Raw genomic sequence first — 23,844 nt, forward strand, 5'->3', positions numbered from 1 at the left:
TCGGTGGGACGTCCAGCCACGTTAGGTCCGGACCTTGATGAGGAGGAAGGTACCGATGCCGGTGAACAGGGCGCCCGGCATCCAGGCGGCCAGTTCGGGCTTCACGAGGCCTCCGGCGCCGATGGCCTGCGTCAGCTGGAGCAACACGAGGAAGATAACCGTCACCGCGAGCGAGATGGCCACGCCGTACGCGGTTCCGCCGCGCTGGGTGCTCGTGGCCAAGGGCGCGCCGATGAGCATAATGATCACGCAGGTGACCGGGATGGCGATCTTGAGCATCCGTTCCACGCGCAGCTTCTTCACGTCGGCACCGGAGCGCTCCATCGCCGCGATGAACCGCCCGAGGTCCTGGAATCCCATCTCGGCCGGCGCCTTGGGGTTGGCCATCAGGTGCTGCGGCCGTTCCGTGAAGTAGCGGTCGCGCAGGGAGTCGAACTGGACGCTCATCGACGACAGCGAATCGGGCATCAGGTGCAGGTACCCGTTCTTGAGCGTCCAGCCCCTCCGGTCCGCCCAGTCCGCCGACTCGGCGGTGATCACGAAGCTCGGGAACTCGGGGCCGACGCCGCGTCGCTCGATCTCCACGCGTTGCGCCGTCGCCGAGCCGACGTTGGCGTAGCCGATCTTGTAGACGCGGCCCTCGTCGGCGGCGTAGGCGAAGTTGGAGCGCTCGTTCGCCAAGCGCACCGACTTCTCCTGCAGCAACTCCAGCCGGCGCGCGTTCAGCGGCGGGATCAGCTCCGAGAGCGTGAGGCCGAGCAGCGTCGCGACGACGGCGCCGAAGCCGATCGGTGCGATGAACCGGTGGAAGCTGATGCCCGAGGCCTTGGCCGCGGTGATCTCGCTGTGCCGCGTGAATCCGCCCACCGTGAACACCGTCGCGAAGAGCACGGCCGCCGGCAGCACGAGGAACATCGTCTCCGGGATGCCGAAGAGGTACGCCAGCGCGATGTCGGCGGGCGGGAGCTCGCGCGAGAGATAATTGTCGAGCTTCTCCGAGATGTCGATGATGATCACGAGCATCGGGAAGCCCAGCGCGGTGGCGGCGAGGACCTTCCAGAACTCGCTCAGCACGTAGCGGTCCAGCGGGTGGATCCAGCTGCGCCGGCGGCTCACGTGGGGCTCCGGCGCCACTTGGCCTTCGCGGCGTCGACGAGCCGCCCCCACCACTCGCTGGTCTCGCTGCCGCGGTGCGTCGAGCCCTCGCTGCCCAGTCGCGCCGTCAGCACGATGCCGACCGCGCCGAGTACGGCGTTGGCGCCCCACATCGCGAAGGCGGGGTCGAGCAGCCCGCGGTCGGAGAGCGCCTCGCCGGCCAGCAGGCCCACGTAGTAGATCGCGAAGACCCCGAGGCTCACGCCCAGCGTGAGGCCGACGCCGCCGCGCGGGAAGCGCAGGGCGATGGGGGCGCCGAGCAGCACGAAGACCACGCAGGCCGCGGCGATCGAGAACTTCTTCTCGATTTCCACGCGGTAGCGGTCCATCTGTGCCTTCACGCTGCGCATCTCGAAGCGGTAGCCCTCGAGGATGACGGCGTCATAGTCCGGGAGTGTCTGGGGCGTGACGCGCTGGGGTGCGGGCACAGGCTCCTGCGCCGCCTCGGCCGACTTCACGCTGGTCCACTCGCGCCACTTGGCCAGCGCCCCGCAGTAGTACGCAGCGAGGCGCCAGCGCTCACGCGGCGGCACGGCCAGCGTATCCGCCGGGTTCTCGGCCAGATGCACCTGCCGCCAGACGACCGTCCAGGAATTGCGCGTGGACTCGACGCGTTCCTGCAGCTCGCAGATGGTGTACTCGCGATCGGAGCGGTAGGCCGCGTTCCTCGTGGTGCCGCGGTCGAGCCCGGCGGCGATGCCGCGCACGACGATGCGATCCTCGGTGAAGAAGCTGCGCTGCAGCCGCTGTGGGGCGTCGGCGGCGCTTTCCACCGACTGACCGTGATAGAGCGTCAGCACCAGGTCGGTGCCGCTGGCCGAGAAGGCCAGGCCGCCACTGTCGGCGCGGATCGTGCGTCGCGCGGCCGCGTCGCTGAGGTCGTAGATGGTGACGTCGCGCATCCGGTTGGTGCCCGGCTCGATGCGCGCCGCCCGCAGGTACAGCGAGCCGCGCACGACCTCGTTGATGACCTGCTCGCTGAGCGCCAGCGTCGGCTTCACCCGCGCGATGTCTCCCTGCAGGGTGGCCAGCCGATGGTTGGCGCGCGGCAGCACTTGGTCGTTGAACCAGACCATCAGCAGCGCCAGCCCGATGGACGCGATGATCACCGGCCGCACCAACAGTTGCATACTCACGCCGCTGGCCTTGAAGGCCGTGATCTCGTTCTCGGCGGCGAAGCGTGAGAAGGCGTGCAGCGTGGCCATCAGCACGGCCATCGGCAGGGTCATCGCCACCGTGAACGGGAGCGAGAGCACGAGGAACTCCACGATCACCGACCACGGCAAGCCCTTCCCGACGAGCTCGGGAAACTTCTTGGCGATGAAGTTGAGCAGGAGCAGCGAGGTCAACGCCGAGACGGCGAAGAGCAACGGCCCGAGGTGCTCGCGGAGGACGTAGCGGGAGGCGATCTTCACTTGCGTATATTCCACTAGCTATTGATGGCCGGGCAAGGTGCGGCGGTGTATACCCCACAGCACCGTGTTCGCCGCGCCACCACTTCCGCCCCGTCCCGATGTCCCGGCTCCTGCGCCCGTTCCGTTGCGCCCCCGCGATCGCCCTGCTGCTGCTCGCCTGCGGCGGCGGGGAGGCCGCCCAGTCCGACGCCCTCGTGACCGACCGAACCCCGCCCGAGTTCGATGGGGCCAAGGCGATGGCCTATGTGCGCGCCCAGATGGCCTTCGGGCCCCGGGTGCCCGGCACGGCGGCCCACCGCAACGCCGGCGACTGGCTGGTCAGCGAGCTGCGCGAGCGCGCCGACACCGTCCTCGTGCAGACCTGGACCCACGTGACCGCCGACGGCAAGCGCCTCCCGATGCGCAACGTGCTCGCGCGCTTCAATCCGGCGGCCAGCGACCGCGTGCTGTACCTCGCGCACTGGGATTCGCGTCCGACGGCCGAAAAGGCCACGAACCCGGCGGACCGCGGCGGCCCCACGCCCGGCGCCAACGACGGTGCCTCGGGTGTCGCCGTGCTGCTCGGCGTAGCCGACGCGCTCAAGGCGCAGCCGGCGGGCATCGGCGTGGACCTGCTCTTCGTGGACGGCGAGGACTGGGGTGACTTCGATACCGATACCGACGTGCTGATCGGCTCGCGCCACTTCGTCGCGAACCTGCCGCGCAACTTCGCGCCGCGCTTCGGCGTGCTGTTCGATATGGTCGGCAAGCCGGACGCGCGCTTCCTCTACGAGTCGCACTCGATGCGCGCCGCCCCCGACGTCATCCAGCTGGTCTGGGGCGCGGCCCAGCGGCTCGGGCACGGAGCGTACTTCCCGACCCGCGAGTCGTTCCCGATCACCGACGACCACCTGCCGTTTATCGAGAAGGGCTTCAAGGTGATCGACGTGATCGACATCGACTACGCCTACCACCACACGCCGGAGGACACCGAGGACAAGGTCTCCGAGCGGACGCTGCAGGTGGTCGGGGACGTCGCAATGGCGGTGTTGCGCGCGATGCGATGATGGTGCGCGGTGGGCCTTGCCGCGCGATGCTACGGCCGTGCCCACCCCATCCGAGCGGCGCGCGCTCCTGTTCGTGGCTGCCGTAGCGGTCCTGGGCGTGGGGGTGCGCGGTGCACGCTCCCTGCGCCCCCCGGCCACGGCTGTGACGGGGCCCCAGGCAGCCCTGGCCGCCCAGCTCGCGGCGGTGGAGTCTGCGGTCACGGCAGGCGGCCGACCGAGGTCCACGACCCAGCGGAGTTCCGCCGGGGTGACCAAGGCGCCGGTCGCAGCGTCGGCGCACGCTGCACCGGTCGCCCCTGTGGACGTAGACCGTGCCGACGCGGCCGAACTCGAGACTCTGCCAGGCATCGGGCCGGCGCTGGCGCGGCGCATCGTCGAAGACCGCGCCGAACACGGGAGCTTCGGGGGCTTGTCGGGTCTGCAGCAGGTACGAGGCATCGGGCCGGCCCTGGCCGCCAAATTGGCGCCGCGCGTCACATTCTCTGGTCCGCCTCGTCCTCCACGGGCGGCGGCCAGTGGACCGCGCAGTCTACATCCTTGACACTTGTGCGTTCCCCCGTCCACCTTCACGCTGTCACGCGACGCGCAGACCGGCCCTGGACATCTCCGGAGCCGGCAAGCGCGCCCTATCCCGTGCATCAGGTATGACGGCAGCGGCCAGCGCAGGCGGTGAACGGATTGGCGATCTCCTCCTCAAGGAGGGATTGATCACGCGCGAGCAGTTGCAGAAGGCCCTGGATGAGCAGCGGCAGCAGGGCACCCGTGTGGGCTACAACCTCGTGAAGCTCGGCTTCATCCAAGAGAACGAGCTCACGCGCACGCTGGCGCGGCAGTTCAAGATGCCGGCCGTGGACCTCTCGAAGTTCGAGGTGGACACCAAGATCATCAAGCTGGTGCCGACGGACCTGGCCACCAAGAACCTGGTGCTGCCGCTGAAGCGCGACGGTCGCACGCTGACCGTGGCGATGGCGGATCCGACGAACCTCGGCGTCATCGAGGACCTCAAGTTCATCACCCGCTACGACATCTTCCCGGTGATAGCGGGCGAGTTCACGCTGCGCAACGTCATCGAGAAGCACTACGAGTCCAACGAGCAGCAGATGTCGGCGCTGCTGGACGAAATCGAGGGTCTCGAGGACAGCGAGGTCGAAGTCGTCGAGGAGAAGGAGGAGGAGATGTCGGCGACGGCGCTGGCCGCCGCCGTCGACGACGCGCCGGTCGTGAAGCTGATCAACGCGATCCTCACCAACGCCGTGAAGCAGGGTGCCTCGGACATCCACTTCGAGTGTTTCGAGAAGGACCTGCGCGTGCGCTATCGCATCGACGGGCATCTCGAAGAAGTGATGAAGCCGCCGAAGAAGATGCAGCCGGCGCTGATTTCGCGGTTCAAGATTATGAGCCAGCTCAACATCGCCGAGCGCCGCGTGCCGCAGGACGGCCGCATCAAGCTCAAGCTGAGCGCCAACAAGGTCGTGGACTTCCGCGTCTCCACGCTGCCCACGCTCTTCGGCGAAAAGGTCGTGCTGCGCATCTTGGCGCAGAACAACCTGATGGACCTCGACAAGCTCGGCATCGAGCCGCAAGCCGAGCGCGACCTGATGCACGCGGTGCGGAGTCCCTACGGGATGGTGCTGGTCACGGGCCCCACGGGTTCGGGCAAGACCACCACGCTGTACTCGAGCATTATGCTCATCAACAAGGTCGAGACGAACATTATGACCGCGGAGGACCCCGTCGAGTACAACCTCTACGGGGTCAACCAGGTGTTGGTGCGCAACGAGATCGGGATGACCTTCGCAGCCGCGCTGAAGGCGTTCCTGCGGCAAGACCCGAACATCATCATGGTCGGCGAGATCCGTGACCTCGAGACCGGCGGCATCGCCATCAAGGCCGCACTCACCGGTCACCTGGTGCTCTCGACGCTCCACACCAACTCCACGGCCGAGACGATCACGCGTCTGCTGGATATGGGTCTCGAACCCTTCAACGTCAGCTCGGCGCTCAACCTCGTGCTTGCGCAGCGCCTGCTGCGCCGCATCTGCAGCACCTGCAAGGAGCAGTATCGGATCTCGCCCGAGGAGGCCACGGCCGCCAAGTGGACCGAGAAGACGACGCTGCGCGACCTCCGGTTCAAGGAGGACGCCATCCACGGCCTCAAGACCCGCGCCCCGGACGACGTGAAGCCGCTGCTCGCGAACATCACGCTCGACACGCGCGTGATGGATATGCCGTTCTTCCGCGGCAAGGGCTGCGACAAGTGCAAGGGCTCCGGTTCCCGCGGCCGGCAGGGCGCCTACGAGGTGCTGAATATGACCCCGGGGCTCCGCAAGCTGATCCTCCAGAACGTCGGCGCCGCCGAGATCAAGGACTTCGCCATCGAAGAGGGGATGCTCACCCTGCGGATGGACGGCCTAGTCAAGGTGTGGAAGGGCATCACGTCGCTGGAGCAGGTGATTACGGAGACGAGCGCGTAGGGGACGGAGGACGGATGAGAGAAGCTGCCTCCGTCACCCCACCCTCCGTCCTGCACGCCATCGTCTGCCGTTGCTGTCGCCCGTAGCCTCCGTCCTCCGTCCTCCGTCCTCCGTCCAAGTAATGACCGCTCCCCAAGCCCCCGCCTCCCCCGCCAGCCAGCTCAACCTGCGCGTCCTCCTCGAGGAACTCCTCGAGCGCGGCGCCTCCGACCTGCACATCACGGCCGGGGCGCGTCCGATGCTGCGCATCGACGGCGACATCGTCCCGTCGCGGCAGGAGGTGGTGCTGCAGCCCAAGGACACGCTGCAACTGGCTTACTCGGTGCTGACGGAGAACCAGAAGAAGCGCTTCGAGATGGAGGACGAGCTCGACTTCTCGTTCGGCATCCAGAACCTGGCGCGCTTCCGCGGCAACTGCTTCAAGCAGCGCGGCTGCGTCTCGATCGTGCTTCGCGTCATCCCCTTCGAGATCCTGACGTTCAGCCAACTCGGACTCCCGCCGGTGATCGCGCGGCTGGCCGAGAAGCCCCGTGGCCTCGTGCTGGTCACCGGCCCGACCGGGTCGGGTAAGTCCACGACGCTGGCCGCGATGATCGACAAGATCAACAAGGAGCGAAAGGGACACATCCTCACGGTCGAGGACCCGATCGAGTTCATTCACAAGCATCAAGGCTGCATCGTCAACCAGCGTGAGGTGGGCTCCGACACCAAGAGCTTCGGCTCGGCCTTGAAGTACGCGCTGCGCGAAGACCCGGACGTCGTGCTGGTGGGCGAAATGCGCGACCACGAGACCATCCACGCCGGCCTGACGATCGCCGAGACGGGCCACTTGGCCTTCGCGACGCTGCACACGAATTCGGCGGCCGAGGCCATCAACCGCATCATCGACGTGTTCCCGAGCCACCAGCAGGCGCAGGTGCGCGCCCAACTCGCCTTCGTGCTGGAGGGCATCATCACGCAGACGCTGCTACCCAAGCGCGCCGGCAAGGGCCGCGTGATGGCCGCTGAGATCCTGGTGTGCACGCCGGCAATCCGCGCGCTGATCCGCGACGACAAGATCCACCAGGTCTATTCGATGATGCAGTCGGGCAAGAAGTTTGGGATGCAGACCCTCAACGACGCGCTCTACGCCCTCTATACTGCGCGCGAAGTCAGCGAAGAGGAGTGCTTGCGCGTGTCCGGTGACCCCACCGAGTTCCTGCGAATGATCGGCAAGTCCCTCGTGGACGAAGGACCGACCGGCGGCGGCCCGTCCAAGGGTGCGCCTGTGGCGGGCGGGCGTCGATAATCGTCTAGGACACCAGAGGAGACCATATGCCGACCTTTGTGTATACCGCACGCAGCGCCACGGGCGAGATGAAGTCCGCGACCATCGAGGCTGCGAGCAAGGAAGAAGGCGTCAACCAGCTCAAGCGGCTGCGGATGAACGTCGTCAAGATCGAGGAGCAGGCCAAGACGGCGCCCAAGACCAAGGGTTCGATCGCGATGCGCGACATCGTGATCTTTACCCGCCAGTTCTCCACGATGATCAACTCAGGCCTTCCGCTCGTGCAGGCCCTCGACATCCTGTCCAAGCAGTCCGAGAACCCGGTCCTGCAGGCGGTCACGCGTCAGGTCGTGTTCGACGTGGAGTCCGGACACACCGTGGCAGATGCACTCGGGAAGCATCCCAACGCCTTCACCGAACTCTACGTGAATATGGTGGCGGCGGGCGAGGCGGGCGGCATCCTCGATACCATCCTCCTGCGCCTCGCGACGTTTATGGAGAAAAACGACGCGCTCGTCCGCAAGGTCAAGGGTGCGATGATCTACCCCGGCGTCATTATGGGTGTGGCCGGGACGGCCATCACGGTGCTCCTGCTCTTCGTGATTCCGACCTTCCAGTCGATGTTCGAGTCAGTGGGGCTCGCGCTCCCACTACCGACTCGCATCGTCATCGCGCTGTCGGAGTTCCTGCAGTCATACTGGTGGGCCGTCCTCGCAATCGGCTTCGCGGTCTTCAAGTCCCTGCAGAAGTACTACGCGACCAACAACGGCCAACTGGTGATTGACCGCCTGCTGTTGAGGGCGCCCGTGCTCGGCGATGTGCTCCGCAAGTCTGCGGTCTCGCGCTTCACCCGCACGCTGGGAACGCTCATCAGCTCCGGCGTCAGCATCCTGGACGGGCTGGAGATCACCGCCAAGACCGCGGGCAATCGCGTGATCTCGGACGCCATTATGGCCTCCCGCGCCTCGATCGCCGGCGGTGACACGATTTCCGCCCCGCTCGCGAAGTCCGGCGTCTTCCCGCCGATGGTGATCTCGATGATCGCCGTCGGTGAGCAGACCGGCGGTCTCGACGAGATGCTCTCGAAGATCGCCGACTTCTACGACGAAGAAGTGGACGCCGCCGTCGGCGGCCTGCTCGCCCTGATGGAACCGATGATGATCGTGTTCCTCGGCGTCGTCGTCGGCGGGATGGTCGTGGCGATGTACCTGCCGATCTTCGATATGATCAACGCCGCGCAGTAGCGAGCGGTCGGCCTTCCCCCCACAGCCGTGGGGGGAAACGCCGGCTATCGCCCTGCGTCCCCAGGTGTGAGCCTACACGGCGTGACTCCACGACCGCTCCTCATCTGGGCCCTTGCCGCCCTCCTCGCGTCGCCGCTCGCTGCGCAGGAGGAGGCGCCGACGGCACCACCGCGCCCGCCGTTCCCCCTCGGCGAGGCCCTGCGCTACCGCGTCCACGTCACCGTCGGGGGCAACGTCGGTGAGGGGCAGATGCGCGTGGAGGGACCCCTGGCCGAGCGCGACGTGGTCACCTGGCGCCTGGTCTTCGAGATGGAAGCCGGGCGCGGACCCATCCGGGCGATGGACCGCACCGTCTCGTGGCTCGATCCGGTCCGCTTCCGTTCGGCGCGCTTCGAGAAGACCGAGCGGCATCCGCTGAGCCGCAGCGAGGAGAAGGTTCTCATTGACCTCGCTGCCGGCACCTGGCGCGACGGCGAGGGCCCGACCCACCGCCTCGGGCACGCCGACCCCCTCGACGAACTCTCGTTCCTGTACTTCCTGCGCACCATCCCGCTGGACCGCGATACGACCTTCCAGATCTCGCGGCACTTCGACGCCGCGCGCAACCCCACCACCATCCGCGTGCTTGGCGAGGAATTGGTGGAAACCCCGGTCGGGATATTCCGCACCCGGGTCGTGGAGATGGACGTGCGGGACCCCAAGCGCTACCGGGGCACCGGGACCATCCGGTTGAACATTGACACCGACCAGTGTCGGGTTCCGGTGCGGATTGTCAGCCGGATGCCGGTACTCGGCACCACGACGCTCCTGCTGATTGGCTGGGTCAGCCCGCCCCGGTACCCCGGCGCGATGAGTTGCGACGCGTAGGGGAATCCCCTAGGAATTAGCCATCAGGGGCCTCACCCAAGTTCCGGCACCGCCTTACTGCCCGAGAACGCCCCCGAGCGGATACTCCAGTCACGAATCGCGCAGTCGGCGCGGCTCGCCACGCAGTCCCCCTACTGGAGCAGTTCCGATGCGTGTCTCACCTCCCCGCTGGGCCCTCGTTCTCACGATCCTGACGCTCGCCGCCGCAGCGAGCCCGATCCAGGATGCGCTCCGCCTCAAGCCGGAGAGCAGGCTCTGGTTTGAAGGCACCTCGACCGTGCGCGACTGGAACTGCAAGGCGCCGCAGATCGATGCCGCCATCGCCGCCGACGCCGGCGCGCCGGCGGCCGTCCTCGCCGGCACCAAGGCCGTGCGCACGGTGCAGCTGACCTTCCCGGTGGCCGCGCTCGACTGCGAGAACCGGACGATGAACAACCATATGCGCACGGCGCTCAACGCCGAGCGGCATCAGCAGATCCGGTTCACGCTGACGGACTACGCGCTGACGCGCGGTGCCAACACGACCGGCACGCTGCAGGGTACGCTGCTGATCAACGGCCAGACGCGGCCGATTGCGGTGCCGGCGCAGTTCGCCGATGCCGGCGGCGCCCTGCGGGCGACCGGCCGCTATCCCCTGAATATGAACGATTGGGGCGTCCAGCCCCCGCGGTTGATGATGGGCACGCTCAAGGTGGGCGACACCGTCACCGTGCACTTCGACCTCCTGCTCCAACCCTGATCGGCGGTCAGCCGATTCTCTCTCCCTGAGGATTCCAACAATGTCGTCGCTCCGTATCCCCCTCCTCGCCGTCGCCGCGCTCGCGTTCGCGGCCCCGCTCGCTGCGCAGCAGCCGGCGGTGGACGACGAGTCGAAGTTCCAGCCGCCGACCGTCGTGCAGTACCTGCGCCCCTACGACAAGCGCGGCATCAACATCTTCGAGACCCCGAAGGTCGAGAACGTCCCCTACACCGGCTTCGCGCTGCAGTGGGGTGCCGCCTTCACCCAGCAGTTCCAGGGGCTCGACCACGAGACCAGCGGCTCGACCGCGCTCAAGCCGATCGGCAACGGCTTCAACAACGCGACCGCGAACCTGTATATGAACGCCCAGGTCGCCCCGGGCATCCGCGTGCAGCTCACGACCTACCTGTCGTCGCGCCACCACCCGGAGACGTACGTGAAGGACGGCTTCCTGCAGGTGGATGCCTCGCCGCTCGACGTGCCGCTCTTCCACAAGCTGATGGAGTTCACCACGCTGAAGATCGGGCACTTCCAGGTGAACTACGGCGACTTCCAGTTCCGCCGCACGGACAACGGCAACGCGATGTACAACCCGCTGGTGGGCAACGCGTTGATGGATGCCTTCACGACGGAAGTGGGCGTCGAGGCGATCGTGCAGCGCAACGGCCTCTTCGGCGTGATCGCCGCGACCGGCGGTGAGATCAAGGGCCGCGTGGACCTGCCGGATGACCGCGCGCCGGCCTATATGGTGAAGGCGGGCTTCGACCGCCAGCTCAATGACGACCTGCGCGTGCGCCTCAGCGGCTCGTACCGCACCACCGCCTCGTCGATCAGCAACTCGATCTACTCGGGCGATCGCGCCGGCTCGCGCTACTACTACGTCCTCGAGAACACCGCTGCGACGGAATCGGCCCAGTTCACCTCGGGGCGCATCAACCCGGGATTCTCGGACGAACAGACGGGCTATATGATCAACCCGTTCGTCAAGTTCCGTGGCGCCGAGTTCTTCGGGATGTATGAGGTCGCCAAGGGCCGCAGTGCCGCCGAGACCGACCTGCGCGAGGTCACGCAGCTGATGGCGGAAGGCCTCTACCGCTTCGGCCGCAACGAGAGCCTCTACCTCGTCGGGCGCTGGAACAACGTGGCGGGCGATGTCGGCGCCGCTGCACCGGACGCGGACGTGACCCGCACGAACTTCGGTGGCGGCTGGTTCGTCACCCCGAGCCTCCTGATGAAGGCCGAGTGGGTGAACCAGCAGTACAAGGGCTACACCGGCGCCGCCGACACCCGCAACGGCGGCAAGTTCAGCGGTTTCATGATCGAGGCAGTGCTGGCGTTCTGAACAGGACGGATGACGGAGGACGGATGAGAAGGGCGGCGGGAGCATAGCTCCCGCCGCCCTTCGCGCGTCTCGCGACCGTCGCCCCTCTCGCGACCGTCGCCCCTCTCCCGACCGTCTCCCCTCTCCCGACCGTCTCCCCTCTCCCCCTCTCCCCGCCATCACCCCCCTCACCACCTCCCGTCTCGCTATCTTCCGCCGATGCGACTCCTCGTCCTCCTCCTCCTCCTCTCCGCCTGCACCGGCGCCGCCTCCACACCCGCGCCCGCCGCAGACCCCTCGCCCATCCCCGCGCTCGACTCCGCGCGCCTGATCAGCGACCTCTTCCGCCTCTCGCACGACTCTATGGCCGGCCGCGCCGCGATGACGGCCGAGAACGCCAAGGCCCGCGCTTTCCTCGCCAGCGAGCTGCGCCGCCTCGGCGTGGATCCCGTGAACGGTCGCCACGAGCATCCGTTCGCGATGCCGCGGCGTAATCGGCCCGACTCCGTGCAGGGCGTCAACGTACTGGGGATGGTGCGGGGCAACGAGTTCCCCGACCGCGTGATTGTCGTCAGCGCGCACTTCGACCACGTCCCGCCGCGCAACGGCCAGATCTACAACGGCGCCGACGACAACGCGTCGGGGACCGCGACGCTGCTGCAACTCGCGGCGCACTTCCGCCGCCACGCGCCGCGGCACACGCTCATCTTCGCGTTCTTCGACGCCGAGGAGATGGGGCTGCTCGGCGCACGCGCCTTCGTCGCGACCCCGCCCGTGCCGCTGGCGCAGATCGCCGCCAACGTGAATATGGATATGGTCGCGCGCGGCGATAACGGCATCCTGTGGGCCGTCGGGACGACGCCGTGGCCGCAGATGAAGCCCATCGTGGAGTCGCTGGTCCCGTTGGCACCGGTGACGCTCAAGATGGGCTTCGACACCGGCACCGGCCGCGACAACTGGACCTCGCTGTCCGACCAAGGCGCGTTCCACGCACAGGGGATTCCGTTCGTGTACTTCGGCGTCGAGGACCACCCCGACTACCACGAGCCCAGCGACGATCCCGAGAAGGTGAATCCGGCCTGGTTCTACGCCTCGGCCCGCACCGTCGCGGCCTTCGTCACGCGCCTGGACGCGGCGGTCGCCGGCTGGCCAGCGCGCTGAGGGCGGCGGCGAGACGCGCCTCGCCCTGCCCGCCGATCTCGATCACGTCCGCATCCATCGCGCGGAGCTCGTCGCGAAACATCGCGAGGAGCTCCGCCCGCTTCGTGGGGCGGTCGCGCACGCCGTCGGCTTCCCAGGGCAGGTCGGGCAGGCAGAGCAGGTAGAGGTCGGCGCGGCGCGCGCGGGCTTCGGACACGATCCAGTCGGGGCAGTGGCCGTAGTAGTGGCGCGCATACACCACCGTGCTCACGAGGTCGGTGTCGTGCACCAGCAGCGTCGGCGCGCCCACGCGTGCGGCATCGTCGAGGCCCATCGCGAGCTTGGCGATCGGCTCGACGGTCTCGGCCGAGAGCGGCGTCGGGTCGGTCTCGACGAAGCGACGCGCGCCCTCGGGTACCCACGGCGCGCCGTGCCGCTCGGCGATGGCCTGTGCGAGCGTGGTCTTGCCGCTGTTCTCGGGACCAGTCAGCACGACGTGGTACGTCGCCTCGCGCGCCCGCAGCGTCGCGCCCCATTGCCGCCAGCCGTGGATGGCCAGCAAGAGGAAGGCGACGTACAGGCCGGCGGTCGGCCACATCGATTGGTGCAGGTACATCGCGATGTAGGCCACGTTCACGCCGATCCAAATGGCCCAGTTCTCGCGCAGCTTGCGGGTCAGCATCCACTGGGCGACGAGGCTCACTGCCGTGGTGGCGGCGTCGGGCCAGGGCAGCGAGGCATCGGTGAACCGCGCCAGGCCGCCGCCGATGAGCAGCGTCGCGGCCACGGCGATGCCGGCGAGGAGCAGCAGCAAGCGCGGCGAGGCCCGCGAGACCTGTACGCCGCTGTGCGAGGATCCGCCGTACTTCCACTGGTACCAGCCGTACAGCGACAGCGTGAAGTAGAAGACCTGCAGCCAGGCGTTGGCGTAGAGCTGGGCCCGCCCGAGGATGATAAAGTACAACGCGGTGTTCACTAGCGCGGTCGGCCAAGCGGCGATGTGCTCGCGCGTGCTGAGCCAGACGCTCAGGATGCCGAAGCCGACGGCGATGAGTTCGAGTGGATCCACGGAGGCAGGCTAACCCGGGGCCGGGGCGGGGGACAAGCGGGATTGTGACGCGGGCAGGGCAGGTGGGGTCAGGGAGACGGGGATACCTGCGGCGTTGAATCCAGCCCGCGCCCCCCGCTAGATTCAGGGATACCCCCCACCCGGACCCAATGGCGAAGGAAGAAGCGATCGAACTCGAAGGCACCGTGAGCGAAGTGCTCCCCAGCGCGACGTTCCGCGTCCTGCTGTCCAACGGACACGACGTGCTGGCCACGATGGCCGGCAAGATGCGGCGCTTCCGCATCCGGGTGCTGCAGGGCGATCGCGTGACGGTCGAGGTCTCGCCCTACGACCTCAGCCGCGGTCGCATCACCTTCCGCCACAAGAACTGAGCCGGTCAAACGACGAGGGGCGCGAATCCATCGGATTCGCGCCCCTCGCGTCGTTTCGTATGCGGACCGAGCGGTACCGGCTTAGTGCGCGGCGGCGGCCTTCGGCTTGTCGGGCTTCTGGTACGTGGCCTTGTGGATCGAGAAGGCCGTCAGGTTCGCGACGATCGCCAGCACGATGATGGCGGCGGCGAAGCCCCACCCGAGCTTGTTCGGATCGTACGAGGTGTCGCTCTTGGACATCACGGAATCTCCGCTAACGGGGTCAGGGATGGAATGCTAACGGATTGTCCGTCGTTCCCGCCACTGGCGAGCGGCGCTCAGCGCCCGCGGAAGCGGTTGAGCGCACGGCGGTCCTGCTTGGTGGGCCGCCCCGGCGCCGGCTCCATCGCCGGTGCGGCCTTGGTCAGCTGCCAGTGCAGCTTCTCGCGCGCCTCGCGCGAGGCGGCGGTCTCTTCGTACAGCCGCTGCGCCTCCGGTGCCGGGCCCCGCCGCTCGGAGGTGCCGCGCACGACCAGCACGTGCTCGTACGGCCCCATCCTGATGCGCAGCTCGTCGCCGGGACGGACGGCCTTCGCGGGCTTGGCGCGGTCGCCGTTCACGTACACCTTCCCTCCGTCCACCGCGTCCACAGCCAGCGAGCGTGTCTTGAAGAACCGCGCCGCCCACAGCCACTTGTCCACGCGGACGGGGTCCGTCCGTAACGCCGGGAGGTCGTCGTGATCCGCCATTCGATGAAGCTAACGCTGCTGCTCGCGGCCGTCTCGGCCTGCGTCGACCGCGCCGCCAAGGCCGAGGCCGAGCAACAGGCCGTCCGGAGTTCGATGGCCGCTGCCGAGACCACGGCGCGCCAGGCAGCCGCGCTCCCCTCGGACGGCAAGTGGACCGAGGCGCACCTGCTGGACCGCCTGCTACGGGCCGGCGTCGCACCCCGCGCCAGCGATCGGCCTGCACCCGCCGCCCCCTGGATGGGGCAGCCCGCCATCGCGCTGCTCGCGGGGGGCGGGGAAGTCTACGCTTGGATCTACAGTGACTCCGTCGCACGGAAGGCCGCCACCGACCCGCTCAACCCGGCGACCGCGGCCCCACCCGGTGCGGTGACCCCCTTTCCACCCCCGATGCTGTTCGTCACCAACAACAACATCGCGGTGGTCATCACCGGCGGGCGCGTGACCAACCACGAGCGCATCCAACTGGCTATCCAGGCGGGCTTGCCGTTCACGCCGTCGCCCTAGGGTCCCTCGCGGTGGCGCTCGGAACCCCGCAGTTTGCATCGGGTGAAACACGGACCCGCAGCGGTTGGTAGGGCGGGCTCTTCCCACACTTCGACGCCCCTCCGGTATGACACGCCGATTCCCCCCCGCCCTCGCGACCGCGTTCATCGCGTTGCTCGTCTCCTCGACCGTCGCGCCGCTGGGCGCGCAGGGCGGCCTTCCGATCAATGCCCAACTGGGCCTGCCGCAGGGTGAGTTCGCGGAGAACGTGAAGGCCGCCGGCGGCATCGGCTTCGGCGGCATCTTCCCCATCGCCACGGAACTCGGCATTCGCGGCGGACTCGACTTCATGGTGTACGGCAGCGAGACGCGTCGCGTGCCGCTCGGCGGCGGGGCCCTGGGCCTCATCAACGTGGACGTCACCACCACCAATGCCATCGTCGGCGGCCACATCGGCCTTCAGGTCGGCCTGCCCAGCGAGCGGCCCAAGCCCTACATCGGCGGGATGCTCGGCTTGAGCAACTTCAACACCACGTCGCGCGCCGCTGGCTCCAACTCCAGCGACCAGACGTTCGCGTCGAGCACCAACGAGTCGGACAACGCCTTCAGCAAGACCGTGCTCGCTGGCTTCTACTTCCCGTCACGCGGCTCCACGCTGATCGACCTCGGGGTGCGCTACACCTGGAACGGCGAGTCCGTGCGCTACCTGACGCAGGACGGCATCACGCAGGACATCGCGACGAACTCGCTGATCCTGAATCCCAGCGAGACGCGGGCCGACCTGCTGACGATCACCATCGGCGTGACGGTGCGCTTCGGCGGGCAGGGGCAGAAGTAGGGCGCGGCGAGGGCGGGGCGCGCCGTCTCGTTCGCCGCGCCGTGCACCCCCTCAGTCGTCGCCGGACCAGCGGCGGTCGCGCTTCACGTGCGACCGCCGCTTCTTTTCGTCGAGGCGGGCCTGGCGCTGCCCGCGGCTCGGCGCCGTCGCCTTGCGCGTCTTCGGCACGACCAGCGCATCGCGAATGGCCCGCGCCAACCGGGCGAGCGCCAGCGCGCGGTTCTGTGTCTGGCTCCGGGTGTCGGCGGCGACCACGCGGATCGCCCCACGCGCATCGAGCTTGGGGGCGAGTCGCGACTCCAGTTGCGCGCGCTGGGCGTCCGAGAGCGCATTGGACTCGCGCATCACCCAGACCACCTCGACGCGCGTCGAACTGGTGTTCACGTGCTGGCCGCCAGGGCCGCCGGCGCGCGTGGCGCGGATCGTCAGCTCGCTGGCCGGGATTCGCACCCGCCCGTTCACGACGAGCCGACCCTCCTCGTCCCAGAGCTCCCGCGCAGTCACGACGGCGCCCCGGTGTTGCAAAGTGCCATACAGTTCGTCACCTTTGGTCCGTTGTGAATTGCAAGACCCGGAGCCCCCAATGAAGACCATCAGCGAGGAGACATCGGAGCGACGGCTGGCGGTGCTCGAGCCTCGCCGGCTGCTGAATGGGATATATGTCGGGCGCCTGATCGTCGCGAGTGCCAACTTCGCGTGGGCGCTGCTCTTTGCGCTCTTCGCGGACCCCATCAACACGTTCATCGCCGCCTCGGCCTTCGTCACCGCGATGGGCCTGACCGCGGTGTCCTACGTGCGCACCGAGGTCAACCGGCAGCGCGCCGGCGCCGGGTTCCTCTACGCCCAGTTCGCGCACGACCTGTGGCTGATCACGGCGGTGGTGCACGTGACCGGCGGCGGCGATTCGCAGTTTGCTGCGCTGTACATCCTCGTCAACGCGATGGCGGCGCTGCTGTTGCCAATCGGCAGCTCGCTCCTGCTCGCGATGCTCGGCTCCGTGCTCTATGTGGGCGACGCCTTTCTCGTGAGCGGCGGTGCGATCACGATTCCCCTGCTGTTGCAGCTGGTGGTCTTCGTGCTGGTCGTCGTGGGCACGAGTTACATCGCCGGGCGCCTGCAGGAAGCGGGGCAGGGCCGCGCGCAACTGCAGGCGGAGCTGGCGAGCGCGCAGCTCCGTGCGGCGGACATCCTCGCCAACATTCGATCCGGCATCATTACCGTGGACGACCTCGGGCGCCTGCTCTACGCGAACCCGGCGGCGGCGCAGTTGCTCGGCATACCGCTAGATGCGCTCGGGACGCCGATGCTGCCCGAGCTGCGCCGCGTCGCGCCGCCCGTGGCGGACGCCATCCAGGCGCAGATCGAGGACCGACGCACCAGCGGACGCTCAGAAGCGCGACTCGAGCGCGCCGGCGGCAACGTCCCGATCGGCATCACCACCACCTCCGTGACCGGCGACCTGCGACCGGTCGGCGGCGCGACCACGGTCATCGTGCAGGACATCTCGGACGAGAAGCGGCTTGAGGCATTGCGCCTCCGCGCGCAGCGGCTGGAGGCGGTGGCCGAGCTCAGCGCCTCGCTGGCGCACGAGATCAAGAATCCGCTGGCGGCCATCCGCTCGGCGGTCGAGCAGATCGCCGGCCGTCCCAACGCCACCGGCGACGAGCGCACGCTCGGGGGGTTGATCACGCGCGAGTCGGACCGGCTTTCGCGCCTGCTGAGCGAGTTCCTGGACTTCGCCCGCGTGCAGGCGGCCCGCCGCGATCCGCTGGACCTGCGCGACGTCGTGCGTGCCGCGACGGCGCTGGCCAAGACGCACCCGGACCGTGCGGACGCGGTCGAGCTGCTGCTCTCGTTGCCCGAGCAGGCGACGCCGATGGATGGCGACGAAGACCTGCTGCATCGGGCCGTCTTCAACCTCGTGCTGAATGCCTGCCAGGCCAGTGGAGACGGCGGTCGCGTCGACGTCGCGCTACGCCGAGTGCCGTTGCCGCAACAGCCGGCGGGCCTGCCCTTCAGCGCGGACGCATACGCCATCGAGGTGACGGACCGTGGCGAGGGCATCCCGGCCGACATCCAGGACCGTCTCTTCGAACCATTCGCGACGACCAAGGTCGGTGGCAGCGGGCTTGGCCTCGCCGTCGTGCACCGCGCCATCGAAGCCCATCGCGGCGTGATCCTGGTGGACAGCGATCGCGCCGGCACGCGCTTCACCATCTACTTGCCGACCGAGGCGCAGGCCTCCGGAGCCGTGGTATGACCGACCCCGCCCGCCGTCCCACCGTGCTCGTCGTCGACGACGAATCGGGCATTCTCCAGACCCTGGAGATCCTGCTGCGCGCCGAGGGCTTTGAGGTACACCCGGCGCACGGCGGCAAGGCCGCGCTCGAGCGCATTCCGCAACTGACGCCCGACATCATCATCTCGGACGTGCGGATGCCCGGTGTCACCGGCGTGGACGTGCTCAACGCGGCACGCGAGCACGATGCGGAGGTGCCGGTGATCCTGATGACGGCGCAGGCCACGCTGCAGACGGCGATGCAGGCCGTGAACGCCGGTGCCTTCTATTACATCCAGAAACCGTTCCGCAACGACGAGTTGCTGGCGATCCTGCGCCGTGCGGCCGAGCATCGGGCGCTGCGGTTGGAGAACAAGTCGCTCAAGCGCGAGATCCGTCGCCGCGAACGGCGGGGCGCGGGCGCTCCGGTCGGTACGCACCGGGCGTGGATCGACGCATTGTCGTTGGCCGAGGCCGTGGCCCACACGGAGAGCACGGTACTCATCACCGGCGAGTCGGGCACGGGCAAGGAAGTCGTGGCACGCTACATCCACGAGCTTTCGCCCCGTGCCGAAGCGTCGTTCCTGAGCATCAACTGCGGCGCGTTGCCGGAAGGGCTGCTCGAGAGCGAGCTCTTCGGCCACGTGAAGGGTTCTTTCACCGGTGCAGTCAAGGACAAAGACGGCCTCTTTAGCGCCGCGGCCGGCGGCACCTTCTTCCTCGACGAGATCGGTGAGACCACGCCGGCCACGCAGGTGAAGCTGCTCCGCGTGCTGCAGCACCGCGAGGTGATTCCGGTGGGCGCCACCGAGGCGGTACCGATCGATACGCGGATCATCGCCGCGACCAATCGCGACCTCGAGGAGGAGATCAAGCGCGGCGGCTTCCGGCGCGACCTGTTCTACCGTCTGAACGTCATCGCCATCCACCTGCCGCCGCTGCGCGATCGCCGCGAGGACATCCCCTTGCTCGCGGAGGCCTTCTTGCAGCGCGGCGGAGAGCAGCGCAACGAGGCGCCGAAGCAACTCTCGGCCGAGGCGGCCGAGGCGTTGCTGGCCTATAACTGGCCGGGCAACGTGCGCGAGCTCGAGAATGCGTTGGAGCGAGCGCTCATCCTCACCACCGGCCCGACGATCGGCCTCGGCGCGCTTCCCGAACGCATCACCGAGCGCCGCAGTGAGCCGCTCATCACTGAACGCGTCGCGGCCAACCCGACGCTCGAGCTGATTGAGCGCGCGTACATCACGTGGGTGCTGCAGAGCGAACAGGGCAACAAGACACGCGCGGCCGAGGTGCTGGGCATCGATCCGTCGACGCTGCACCGCAAGCTCTCGCGCTACGGAGGCGACGCGTGAGCGGGCCGCTGGACAAGGATCTCTGGCGGGCGGCGGCGCTCGCGGCCATCGGCGCGACGACGGCTGCGCTCTTGCTGATGACCAGCGACCTGATCGGGTTCTTCTTCGACGATGCCATCTATGCGCTCACGGCGCAGGCCATCGCCGACGGGCACGGCTTCACATATATGCACCTCCCGGGCCATCCGCCGGCCATCCACTACCCGCCGCTGTGGCCGCTGCTGCTCTCGCTGGGCTTCATCCTCGGCCCGGAGTTCCCGCAGAACGCCGGTTGGCTGCGCCTGATGAACCCGGTGATCATCGGTGGCGCGGCGGCGCTCGCGACCTTCTACGTCATTCGCGTACTCGGCTTCCGACCGCGTGCGGCGCTCGGCGTCGTGCTGCTCGGCTTCATCAGCGTGCAGGTGCAGTTCTTGGTGAACACGATCCTCTCGGAGCCGTTTTTCCTGTTGTGGTTCTTCGCGGCGCTGCTGCTGGCGGAGCGGGCGCGTACGCGCGGGACGGCCACGGACTGGGCCTTGCTCGGCGTGGCCGTCGGCTGCGCGGTGCTCACGCGCACCTTGGGTTTCGCACTCGTGCTGGCGGTCCTGAGCGTGGCGGTGCTGGATCGGCAGTGGCGCGGCGGCGCGGTCTTCGCGGCGGCACTGGGACTGACGCTGCTGCCCTGGCAACTCTTTGTCTGGCGCGTGGCGCCGGGATTCCCGCCCGAGATCGCCGGGTCGTACGGCAACTATCTCAGTTTCGTGACGCGCGGCTACGTCGAAGGCGGGTTGACGGTGGTCAGTGAGGTGGTGATGAAGAACCTGCGGGACAGCTGGGACTTCATCGGCGTGCCATTGCAACCCTTCGGTGGTGTGCCGTGGCGGTTCCCGCTGGGCGCATTGGCCGTCCTGGCCCTGCTGGGCGGTTGCATCGCAAGCCTGTGGCGTCCCGCCGAGCGCGTGCTGGCGCTCGCGACGCTCGGGTACATCGCGGCGGTGATCGTATGGCCATTTCACGTGGAGCGCTTCTACTGGGGCCTCTGGCCCGCGTTCATCATCTTGGTCGCGCTTGGGATCCGCGCCCTGTTGGCCTGGGGTGGCAGGCTGGCGCCGCTGCCTCGGCGGCTCGCGATGGGCGCGGCTGTCACGCTGGGCGGCGTCTTGGCCGTGGGCAACATCGCGTACAACGTGAACGGCCTCAACAAGGGACACGTGTCCTTGGCGCCCGGCGTGATGACCAACCGCAACCTGCCGATGCTGCGCTACATCAACTCCCGCGAGGACTTCCGAGACAAGGTCGTCTCGGCAGACGTCGCGTCGATGGCGTCGCTGTACTCGGGGCTCGAACTCATACCCACCGGCGACCTGCGGGTGACCGACCACGTGCGCGGGGCGAACGTTCAGGAATCGGCGAACCGGCTCGTGGCCATCGACGCGCGGTATCGTCCCGAGGTGTTCGTGTTCCTGCGCGGGCCGGGAATGGCGCGCGTGATGCCGCTGGCCACGTTCGCGGATGGTCGTACGTTCGTCGAGGTTCCGTCCGGTGACTCGGCGATCCAACTCTTTGAGCTCGAGGCTCCCTGATGCGCGAAGGTCCCTCCGTTCCGCCCCGCGCCCTCACACCGGTCGCGACCGATGCCCTGGTGCTGTCCGTCCTCATCCCCGTCTACAACGAGCGGCATACGATCGCCCGCATCCTCGATGCGGTGCACGCCGTGCCGGTGCACAAGCAGGTTATCTGTGTCAACGACTGCTCCACCGACGGGACGGCGGAGATCTTGGCGGACCTGCACACGCAGGGACGCATCGACCTGCTGCTCACGCACGAAGTGAACCGGGGCAAAGGCGCGGCCATCCGCACGGCGCTGGCAGCCAGCACGGGGAATGTCGTCATCGTGCAGGACGGTGACCTCGAGTATGACCCGGCTGACTGGACGACCATCCTCGGTCCCATCCGCGAGGGCAAGGCCGACGCCGTCTTCGGCTCACGCTTCCTCGGTGGCCCGCACCGCGTGCTGTACTACTGGCACTCGATGGGCAACAAGGTGCTGACGACCTTCAGCAATATGATGACCAACCTCAACCTCACGGATATGGAGACTTGCTACAAGGCGATTCGTGGGGACCTCGCGCGTTCGCTGCACCTGACCAGCAACCGTTTCGGTTTCGAGCCCGAGGTCACGGCGCGCTTGGCGCAGGCCAACGCGCGCATCTGGGAAGTGCCGATCTCCTACTCGGGCCGCACCTACGCCGAAGGCAAGAAGATCGGCTGGCGCGACGGCGTCGCCGCCATCTGGCACATCTTCCGATTCAACCTCTCGCGATGAACACGGACGCGCCTTCGGGCGCCGGGCCACGGCTCCCGCTGGCGATCGTCCTGGTGGTGCTCGCGGCGCTGCTGGCGTCGGCGGCGTCGCTGGGCAACGGCTTCGCACTCGACGACCTGCCGATGATCGTGGACAACCCGCGCATCCGCTCGCTGGCCGATCCGCTGGGATTCTTCGAGGGCACCTACTGGACCACGCCCGGCCTGCGCGCCGCCGCCTGGCGCCCGCTCACCTTGCTGGCCTTCGCCGTGCAGTACGCCATCGGCGACGGGACCCCGCTGGCCTTCCACGTCACCAGCGTGGCGCTCAATGCGGCGGTGGCGGTGGCGGTGCTGGCGTTCTTGCGCGCGCTGCTGCCGACCGGAGCGGCGCTGATCGGGGCGCTGCTCTTCGCCGTGCATCCGGTGCACGTCGAGGCCGTCGCCAACGTGGTCGGCCAGGCGGAACTCTGGGTGGCGCTGTTCGTGGTCGCGGCGCTGGCGCTATACGCGCGCGCACGGCGGCGCGACGCGTTGGGCCTCCCCGCGATGCTGGGCATCCTGCTGTGCTTCGCGCTCGCGCTCGGCTTCAAGGAACACGCGCTGGTGCTGCCGGCCTTGCTACTGGCACTCGAACTGCTGGTGCTGCGTCGCAGCCACGCGCCGGCGTCCGACGGCTGGCGGCGCATTCGTGCACTGCACTATGCCCTGGCAGCGCTGGCCGTACTCTGGTTCGTCACGCAGATGGAGCAAGTAGGTGGCGTGAACGCCGGCTCCCCGCACGCCGCGCTCGCCGGCCGCGGGATGCTCGAGCGCTCGTGGATTATGCTCGCGCTCGTCCCGGAGTTCGCGCGCCTGTTCCTCTGGCCGGCGCGGCTCTATGCGGACTATGCGCCGCAACTGGTCCCCGTATTGCCGACGCCGTCCGGGACCCACGTTTGGGGTGCGCTCGGTGTCGCCGGGTGGGCCACGGCCCTCATCGCGACGTGGCGCCGCTGGCCGGTCGTCGCGCTGGGGCTGGTCTGGTTGCCAATCTCACTCGCCCTCGTGGCCAACGTGCTCGTGCCCACCGGAATCCTGCTCGCGGAACGCACGCTGCTGCTGCCGTCGGTTGGCGTGGTGCTGAGCGTGGCGGCGGCTGGAGCCGCGCTTTGGCCGCGCCTCGGCACACTGCCGCCGGGCGTCCCGCGCGTGACGCTCGTGGCCACGCTGGGCCTCGTCGTGCTCGGCGCGTCGCACAGCGCGCAGCGCAGCCTCGCGTGGAAGGACAACCTCACCCTCGTGACCACGCTGGTGACCGACGCGCCCCAGTCGTCGCGCGCGCAGTTCTGGCTCGCCGACGAACTGATTCAGCAACAGGAGCTGGCCGCGGGCGAAGTCGCCCTGCGCCGTGCGATGGCCCTGTGGCCGGAGTATCCCAACGTTCCGCTCGCGCTTGCCGCGACGTATCAGTCCACCGGCCACTGCGATGCCGCGCTGCCGCTGTTCGAGCGGGTCATCGTCCTCGATCCTACCAACGCGTCGGCGCACTTCGGCTACGCCGGCTGCCTGCTCAACCTCGGGCGGTTCACTGACGCGAGGATGGAATCGCTGCGGGGGGCGGCCAAAGCGCGAAGCGCGACCGCGTTCCGGATTGTGCTCTACGCGGCCGACTCGGCCCTAGCGGCCACCGACAGCGTACGTGGGAACAACTTCTGGCTCCGGCGGCAGGCGCAGCAGGCGGGTCGAACGCCGGGCCCCGGGGCCTGATTCGGGGAGCGGGGACTGC

23 protein-coding genes are annotated in these 23,844 nt (G+C 68.3%); 17 read left to right on the plus strand and 6 right to left on the minus strand.

What is annotated here, in order from left to right:
- Nucleotides 1-21: 21 nt before the first annotated feature.
- Entirely contained in the window at nt 22-1,116 is a 1,095-nt protein-coding gene (locus tag KF689_01845) for an LptF/LptG family permease (GenBank protein ID MBX3132113.1), read from the minus strand.
- Complete coding sequence (locus KF689_01850; GenBank protein ID MBX3132114.1) at nt 1,113-2,570, minus strand: LptF/LptG family permease; 1,458 nt, start codon at nt 2,568-2,570, stop codon at nt 1,113-1,115. Before KF689_01850 ends, KF689_01845 begins: the two co-directional genes overlap by 4 nt.
- A 98-nt stretch (nt 2,571-2,668) precedes the next feature.
- Between KF689_01850 and KF689_01855 the strand changes: the two genes are divergently transcribed.
- The 9 genes from KF689_01855 (at nt 2,669) to KF689_01895 (ending at nt 12,689) form a co-directional block, all read left to right on the plus strand.
- Nucleotides 2,669-3,616, plus strand: a complete 948-nt coding sequence (locus KF689_01855) for a M28 family peptidase (GenBank protein MBX3132115.1) — start codon at nt 2,669-2,671, stop codon at nt 3,614-3,616.
- A 247-nt stretch (nt 3,617-3,863) separates the two neighbouring features.
- Nucleotides 3,864-4,157 (plus strand): helix-hairpin-helix domain-containing protein, encoded by a 294-nt coding sequence (locus KF689_01860; GenBank protein MBX3132116.1) that lies wholly within the window; start codon nt 3,864-3,866, stop codon nt 4,155-4,157.
- Nucleotides 4,158-4,260: 103 nt separating this feature from the next.
- Complete coding sequence (gene tadA / locus KF689_01865) at nt 4,261-6,090, plus strand: Flp pilus assembly complex ATPase component TadA (GenBank protein MBX3132117.1); 1,830 nt, start codon at nt 4,261-4,263, stop codon at nt 6,088-6,090.
- A gap of 121 nt (nt 6,091-6,211) precedes the next feature.
- A complete protein-coding gene (locus KF689_01870; GenBank protein MBX3132118.1) occupies nt 6,212-7,378 on the plus strand; it encodes a type IV pilus twitching motility protein PilT in 1,167 nt (388 codons plus the stop codon).
- Nucleotides 7,379-7,404: 26 nt separating this feature from the next.
- The gene (locus tag KF689_01875) at nt 7,405-8,601 is read left to right on the plus strand and encodes a type II secretion system F family protein (GenBank protein ID MBX3132119.1); all 1,197 of its coding nucleotides are present in this window, start codon (nt 7,405-7,407) and stop codon (nt 8,599-8,601) included.
- 81 nt (nt 8,602-8,682) lie between these two features.
- A complete protein-coding gene (locus tag KF689_01880; protein ID MBX3132120.1) occupies nt 8,683-9,468 on the plus strand; it encodes a DUF3108 domain-containing protein in 786 nt (261 codons plus the stop codon).
- Nucleotides 9,469-9,616: 148 nt separating this feature from the next.
- Complete coding sequence (locus KF689_01885; protein ID MBX3132121.1) at nt 9,617-10,207, plus strand: YceI family protein; 591 nt, start codon at nt 9,617-9,619, stop codon at nt 10,205-10,207.
- A 40-nt stretch (nt 10,208-10,247) separates the two neighbouring features.
- Nucleotides 10,248-11,549 (plus strand): hypothetical protein, encoded by a 1,302-nt coding sequence (locus KF689_01890; GenBank protein ID MBX3132122.1) that lies wholly within the window; start codon nt 10,248-10,250, stop codon nt 11,547-11,549.
- Nucleotides 11,550-11,747: 198 nt separating this feature from the next.
- Complete coding sequence (locus tag KF689_01895; protein ID MBX3132123.1) at nt 11,748-12,689, plus strand: M20/M25/M40 family metallo-hydrolase; 942 nt, start codon at nt 11,748-11,750, stop codon at nt 12,687-12,689.
- Here KF689_01895 and pnuC read toward each other — a convergent pair.
- The gene (pnuC, locus tag KF689_01900) at nt 12,646-13,737 is read right to left on the minus strand and encodes a nicotinamide riboside transporter PnuC (protein MBX3132124.1); all 1,092 of its coding nucleotides are present in this window, start codon (nt 13,735-13,737) and stop codon (nt 12,646-12,648) included. The genes KF689_01895 and pnuC overlap by 44 nt on opposite strands.
- 149 nt (nt 13,738-13,886) lie before the next feature.
- Between pnuC and infA the strand changes: the two genes are divergently transcribed.
- Nucleotides 13,887-14,108, plus strand: coding sequence for a translation initiation factor IF-1 (gene infA, locus KF689_01905; protein ID MBX3132125.1), 222 nt, complete (start codon nt 13,887-13,889; stop codon nt 14,106-14,108).
- Nucleotides 14,109-14,189: 81 nt separating this feature from the next.
- Here infA and KF689_01910 read toward each other — a convergent pair whose 3' ends face one another.
- Both KF689_01910 and KF689_01915 read right to left on the minus strand, forming a co-directional pair.
- Nucleotides 14,190-14,348, minus strand: a complete 159-nt coding sequence (locus tag KF689_01910; GenBank protein ID MBX3132126.1) for a hypothetical protein — start codon at nt 14,346-14,348, stop codon at nt 14,190-14,192.
- A 77-nt stretch (nt 14,349-14,425) separates the two neighbouring features.
- On the minus strand, nt 14,426-14,836 hold the full coding sequence (locus KF689_01915; protein ID MBX3132127.1) for an RNA-binding S4 domain-containing protein: 411 nt from the start codon (nt 14,834-14,836) through the stop codon (nt 14,426-14,428).
- On the opposite strand from KF689_01915, the gene KF689_01920 reads away from it, so the two are divergent.
- Together KF689_01920 and KF689_01925 are read left to right on the plus strand one after the other, a co-directional pair.
- A complete protein-coding gene (locus KF689_01920; protein ID MBX3132128.1) occupies nt 14,825-15,340 on the plus strand; it encodes a hypothetical protein in 516 nt (171 codons plus the stop codon). The two genes, KF689_01915 and KF689_01920, sit on opposite strands and share 12 nt — an antisense overlap.
- Before the next feature lie 106 nt (nt 15,341-15,446).
- On the plus strand, nt 15,447-16,157 hold the full coding sequence (locus KF689_01925) for a hypothetical protein (GenBank protein ID MBX3132129.1): 711 nt from the start codon (nt 15,447-15,449) through the stop codon (nt 16,155-16,157).
- Nucleotides 16,158-16,208: 51 nt separating this feature from the next.
- Here KF689_01925 and arfB read toward each other — a convergent pair whose 3' ends face one another.
- The gene (gene arfB, locus KF689_01930) at nt 16,209-16,661 is read right to left on the minus strand and encodes an aminoacyl-tRNA hydrolase (protein MBX3132130.1); all 453 of its coding nucleotides are present in this window, start codon (nt 16,659-16,661) and stop codon (nt 16,209-16,211) included.
- A 79-nt stretch (nt 16,662-16,740) separates the two neighbouring features.
- On the opposite strand from arfB, the gene KF689_01935 reads away from it, so the two are divergent.
- From KF689_01935 to KF689_01955, 5 genes are read left to right on the plus strand one after another with little or no spacing between them, the layout of a single operon-like run.
- Nucleotides 16,741-18,417, plus strand: coding sequence for a PAS domain-containing protein (locus KF689_01935; GenBank protein MBX3132131.1), 1,677 nt, complete (start codon nt 16,741-16,743; stop codon nt 18,415-18,417).
- Nucleotides 18,414-19,790, plus strand: a complete 1,377-nt coding sequence (locus KF689_01940) for a sigma-54-dependent Fis family transcriptional regulator (protein ID MBX3132132.1) — start codon at nt 18,414-18,416, stop codon at nt 19,788-19,790. Before KF689_01935 ends, KF689_01940 begins: the two co-directional genes overlap by 4 nt.
- Nucleotides 19,787-21,355 (plus strand): glycosyltransferase family 39 protein, encoded by a 1,569-nt coding sequence (locus tag KF689_01945; protein MBX3132133.1) that lies wholly within the window; start codon nt 19,787-19,789, stop codon nt 21,353-21,355. The genes KF689_01940 and KF689_01945 overlap by 4 nt, the downstream gene beginning before the upstream one ends.
- Nucleotides 21,355-22,098, plus strand: a complete 744-nt coding sequence (locus KF689_01950) for a glycosyltransferase family 2 protein (GenBank protein MBX3132134.1) — start codon at nt 21,355-21,357, stop codon at nt 22,096-22,098. Before KF689_01945 ends, KF689_01950 begins: the two co-directional genes overlap by 1 nt.
- Nucleotides 22,095-23,825, plus strand: a complete 1,731-nt coding sequence (locus tag KF689_01955; protein MBX3132135.1) for a tetratricopeptide repeat protein — start codon at nt 22,095-22,097, stop codon at nt 23,823-23,825. Before KF689_01950 ends, KF689_01955 begins: the two co-directional genes overlap by 4 nt.
- Nucleotides 23,826-23,844: the final 19 nt, after the last annotated feature.

The organism is Gemmatimonadaceae bacterium (genome assembly GCA_019637355.1).
Lineage (GTDB): Bacteria > Gemmatimonadota > Gemmatimonadetes > Gemmatimonadales > Gemmatimonadaceae > Pseudogemmatithrix.

Excerpts from the sequence above, each read along its gene's own strand:
- KF689_01935 (MBX3132131.1), top strand. The coding sequence starts at position 16,741 with ATGAAGACCATCAGCGAGGAGACATCGGAGCGACGGCTGGCGGTGCTC.
- KF689_01875 (MBX3132119.1), top strand. The coding sequence starts at position 7,405 with ATGCCGACCTTTGTGTATACCGCACGCAGCGCCACGGGCGAGATGAAG.
- KF689_01870 (MBX3132118.1), top strand. The coding sequence starts at position 6,212 with ATGACCGCTCCCCAAGCCCCCGCCTCCCCCGCCAGCCAGCTCAACCTG.
- KF689_01940 (MBX3132132.1), top strand. The coding sequence starts at position 18,414 with ATGACCGACCCCGCCCGCCGTCCCACCGTGCTCGTCGTCGACGACGAA.
- KF689_01955 (MBX3132135.1), top strand. The coding sequence starts at position 22,095 with ATGAACACGGACGCGCCTTCGGGCGCCGGGCCACGGCTCCCGCTGGCG.
- KF689_01885 (MBX3132121.1), top strand. The coding sequence starts at position 9,617 with ATGCGTGTCTCACCTCCCCGCTGGGCCCTCGTTCTCACGATCCTGACG.
- KF689_01950 (MBX3132134.1), top strand. The coding sequence starts at position 21,355 with ATGCGCGAAGGTCCCTCCGTTCCGCCCCGCGCCCTCACACCGGTCGCG.
- tadA (MBX3132117.1), top strand. The coding sequence starts at position 4,261 with ATGACGGCAGCGGCCAGCGCAGGCGGTGAACGGATTGGCGATCTCCTC.
- KF689_01855 (MBX3132115.1), top strand. The coding sequence starts at position 2,669 with ATGTCCCGGCTCCTGCGCCCGTTCCGTTGCGCCCCCGCGATCGCCCTG.
- KF689_01915 (MBX3132127.1), bottom strand. The coding sequence starts at position 14,836 with ATGGCGGATCACGACGACCTCCCGGCGTTACGGACGGACCCCGTCCGC.
- KF689_01895 (MBX3132123.1), top strand. The coding sequence starts at position 11,748 with ATGCGACTCCTCGTCCTCCTCCTCCTCCTCTCCGCCTGCACCGGCGCC.
- KF689_01925 (MBX3132129.1), top strand. The coding sequence starts at position 15,447 with ATGACACGCCGATTCCCCCCCGCCCTCGCGACCGCGTTCATCGCGTTG.
- KF689_01890 (MBX3132122.1), top strand. The coding sequence starts at position 10,248 with ATGTCGTCGCTCCGTATCCCCCTCCTCGCCGTCGCCGCGCTCGCGTTC.
- infA (MBX3132125.1), top strand. The coding sequence starts at position 13,887 with ATGGCGAAGGAAGAAGCGATCGAACTCGAAGGCACCGTGAGCGAAGTG.
- KF689_01910 (MBX3132126.1), bottom strand. The coding sequence starts at position 14,348 with ATGTCCAAGAGCGACACCTCGTACGATCCGAACAAGCTCGGGTGGGGC.